The following is a 3,769-nucleotide window of genomic DNA, read 5'->3' on the forward strand; positions in this document are numbered from 1 at the left end:
CACCAGCGCCGCGGCAAGGTCGGGCGGCAGGTCGTGCAGCAACGGCTGCAGCAACGCGCGCGTGGCCTCGGCCCGCGGCTTGCCGAACACGCGCCACACCTCGCCGAGTTCGACGAGGCGGCCGCGGTCGAGCACCAGCACGCGGTCGCAGACCTCGCGGATCACCGCCATGTCGTGCGTGATCAGCACCACCGTGAGGCCGAAGCGCCGGTTGATGTCGCGCAGCAGCGCGAGGATCGATTGCGTTGTCTCGGGATCGAGCGCCGAGGTCGCCTCGTCGCACAGCAGGATCTGCGGCCGGTGCACCAGCGCGCGCGCGATGCCCACGCGCTGCTTCTGCCCGCCCGAGAGCTGCGCCGGCCAGGCATCGGCCTTGTCGGCCAGGCCCACGAGCTCGAGCAGTTCGTCCACGCGCTCGCGGATGCGCCGCGGCCCCACGCCCGCCACCTTGAGCGGCAGCGCGACGTTGTCGCGCACGGTCTTGGCCGACAGCAGGTTGAAGTGCTGGAAGATCATGCCGATGCGCCGGCGCAGCGCGACCAGGCCGTCCTCGTCGAGGCCGCCCACGTCCACGCCGTCGACGCGCACCGTGCCGCCGCTCGCGGCCTCGAGCGCATTGATGGTGCGCAGCAGCGTGGACTTGCCCGCGCCGCTGCGGCCGATGATGCCGAAGACCTCGCCGCGCTCGACGGCGAACGAGACCGCCTCGAGCGCCGCCACCGTGCCTGCCGCGCCCGCGTAACTCTTGGAGACCTGCTCGAAGACGATGTGGGCCGGCACCGGTGCCGGCGCCGATGCCGGCGTTGCCGCGGCGCTCAGAAGACGGGCAGTACCGAACCCTGGTACCGCGTCTGGATGAACTGGCGCACTTCCTCCGACTGGTAGGCCTGGACCAGCGGCTTGACCCAGGCCGCGTTCTTGTCCTTCTCGCGCACCACGATGATGTTGACGTAGGGGTTGTTCTCCTTCTTCTCGACCGCGAGGCCGTCGCGCGTGGCGATCAGGCCGGCCTGGTAGGCGAAGGTGTTGACGATGGCCGAGGCGTCCACGTCCTCGAGCGAGCGCGCGAGCACCACCGAGGCGGCCTCCACCAGCTGCACCTTTTTCCTGTAGCCGGTCACGTCGGCCAGCGTGGCGGTGCCCTTGAAGGGATCGAAGCCCTCGCGCAGCGTGAGCACGCCTTGGTCGCGCAGCACGACCAGCGCGCGCGTCTGGTTGCTCGGGTCGTCGGGGATGCCGAGCTTGGCGCCGTCGGGCAGGTCCTTGAAGGCCTTGTGCTTCTTCGAATAGAAGGCGATCGGCGAGATGTAGGTGTTGCCCACGCTGACCAGCTTGTAGCCGCGCTGCTTGACCTGGTCGTTGAGGAAGGGAACGTGCTGGAACGAGTTGGCCTCGAGGTCGCCGTTGTTGAGCGCCTCGTTGGGGCTGGCCGAGCCGGTGATGACCACGGGTTTCACCTCGAGTCCATTGCGCCTGGCGACCTTGGTGACCACTTCCCAGATCTCCTCGTCGACGCCGCCGCGCACGCCCACGCGCAGGGTCGGCGATTGCGCGAGGGCCGCGGTCTGCGACCAGAGCGCGGTCGAGGCGAGGACGAGTGCGCCGAGGGCGCGAAGAACACTGCGTGTGTGCATGGCTTTCTCTTTTCGGTTGCCGGTTTTTTGCTGCGGCCGATCTTCGAAGGCCGCGCCATGGCGGGAAAGGAAAGTTTTCGCACAAGCAATCTCGCTGCGCGACGAAGGCGCGGATCGATCCGCGCCGCGCACCCGCGGCGCGCTTGCACATGCGCATTCCGAAGTTGCCGTGGCGCGAGGCCGCCGATACGGTCGACGGCTTCGCATGTCACCCTGCCTGGAGTTCCTTCGATGACCGCTTCGCTGCCTTCCCTCCCGCTTCCGCCGAGCCGCCGCACGCTGGTGCGCGGTGCCGCCGCCGCACTCGGCGCCGCCGGCCTCGGCCTGCTGGGCCGCCGTGCCTGGGGCGCCGACAACGACAAGCCGATCACGCTGTCGTGGACCGGCACCGGCCTGTGCCTGAGCCCGATCGTGGTCGCCAACGAGCTCGGTTACTTCACGAAGAACAACGTGAAGGTGGAGATCATCAATTTCGCGGGCGCGGTCGACCAGGTGCTCGAATCGATCGCCACCGGCAAGGCCGACATCTCGCTGGGCCTGATCCATGCCTGGCTCAAGCCGCTGGAAGCGGGCTTCGACGTGAAGGTGGTCGGCACCGCGCACGCGGGCTGCATCCGCGTGCTCGCGCCAAAAACCTCGGGCATCGCGAGCATCGAGGCCGTGAAGGGCAAGACCATCGGCGTCTCGAGTCCCGCGGGCTATGGGCGCCAGTTCTTCTCGACCGCGCTGGCGCGGCGCGGCGTGAACCCCGACCAGGACGTGCAGTGGCGCGTGTTCCCGGCCGACCAGCTCGACATCGCGCAGAAGAAGGGCGAGATCGACGTCATCGCCGACTCGGACCCGAACCTCTACCTGATCGAGAAGCGCAACCCCGGCGCCTACCTCGAGATCGCCAACATCCTCAAGGGCGACTTCAAGGACCGGCTGTGCTGCATCGTCGCGGCGCGCGGCGAACTGGTGAAGCGCAATCCGCAGCAGGTGGCGGCCGTGGTGCGCTCGCTGCACCAGGCGGCGGACTTCATCGCCGAGAACCCCAACGAGGCCGGGCGCGCGGTGAGCAAGCTGTTCCCGAAGGTGGCGCAGCAGGACCTCGGCAGCATCCTCTCGACCATCGGCTACACGCACCACGCCAAGCGCTTCGACCTCGCGAAGGAGATCGAGAGCTATGCGGTCGACCTCAAGCAGGTGGGGGTGCTCAAGAAGAGCACCGATCCGGCGCGCTTCGCGAAATTCCTGACGGTGGATGTGCTGGCCTGAGCAGGTGAGGGGTACGTCTCCAAAAGCCGTTCGGGCTGAGCTTGGCCTGTCCTGAGCTTGTCGAAGGATCGAAGCCTTGCGCGGCGCTTCGACAAGCTCAGCGTGAACGGTTTGTTGGACGCACTCCAGTGTCAGGCGGCAAGCGGCTCCGGCACCGCGGCCAGCAGCGAGCGCGTGTACTCATGCGCGGGCCGCGACAGCACCTCCTCCACCGGCCCCTGCTCGACCAGCCGGCCGCGGTTGAGCACCAGCACGCGGTCGGCCACGTGGCGCACGAGGTTGATGTCGTGCGAGATGAACAGCAGCGCCGTGCCCAGCCGCGACTGCAGCTCGGCGATCAGGTCGATGACCTGGGCCTGCACCGAGACGTCGAGCGCCGACACCGGCTCGTCGCAGACGATCAGCGCGGGCTGTGCCGCGAGCGCGCGCGCGATCGCCACGCGCTGGCGCTGGCCGCCCGAGAGCGAACGCGGAAAGCGCTCGGCCAGCTCAGGCGCCAGGCCCACCTGCTGCAGCAGCGCCGCGATGCGCGCGCCCAGTTCGGCGCGCGGCAGGCCCTGCAGGTTCTCGGCGATCACCTGCGACACGCGGTAGCGCGGATCGAAGCTGCTCAGCGGATCCTGCGGGATGTACTGCAGCCGCGGCCGCAGCGGCCGGCGCACAGCCTCGGAAATGCCCGACCACGGCTGGCCCAGCAGCCGTACCGTGCCCGCGTCGGGCTCGAGCAGTCCGAGCACGATCTTGGCGCAGGTGGACTTGCCCGAGCCCGATTCGCCGACCAGGCCGAGCACCTCACCGGCAGCGATCGAGAACGACAGGTCCTCGAGCGCCACGAAGTCCTCGCGCGGACCCAGCCCGCGCCGCACCGCGAAGCGCTT

Annotated in this window: 4 protein-coding genes; 1 reads left to right on the forward strand and 3 read right to left on the reverse strand. The window is 69.1% G+C overall.

What is annotated here, in order from left to right; translation table 11 throughout:
- Nucleotides 1-819: methionine ABC transporter ATP-binding protein (locus AC27VN_RS35455; RefSeq protein ID WP_490879647.1), on the reverse strand; the 819-nt coding region annotated here is incomplete at its 3' end.
- Nucleotides 816-1,634, reverse strand: a complete 819-nt coding sequence (locus tag AC27VN_RS35460; protein ID WP_490879644.1) for a MetQ/NlpA family ABC transporter substrate-binding protein — start codon at nt 1,632-1,634, stop codon at nt 816-818. The genes AC27VN_RS35460 and AC27VN_RS35455, both read right to left, overlap by 4 nt.
- A gap of 231 nt (nt 1,635-1,865) precedes the next feature.
- Here AC27VN_RS35460 and AC27VN_RS35465 point away from each other — a divergent pair, with 231 nt between their 5' ends.
- Nucleotides 1,866-2,891, forward strand: a complete 1,026-nt coding sequence (locus AC27VN_RS35465; RefSeq protein ID WP_490879645.1) for an ABC transporter substrate-binding protein — start codon at nt 1,866-1,868, stop codon at nt 2,889-2,891.
- A 131-nt stretch (nt 2,892-3,022) separates the two neighbouring features.
- Here the strand turns inward: AC27VN_RS35465 and AC27VN_RS35470 are convergent.
- The coding region (locus AC27VN_RS35470) for an ABC transporter ATP-binding protein (RefSeq protein WP_490879646.1) at nt 3,023-3,769 on the reverse strand (747 nt) is incomplete at its 5' end.

This window comes from Variovorax sp. 20P10.2.4 (assembly GCF_058244205.1).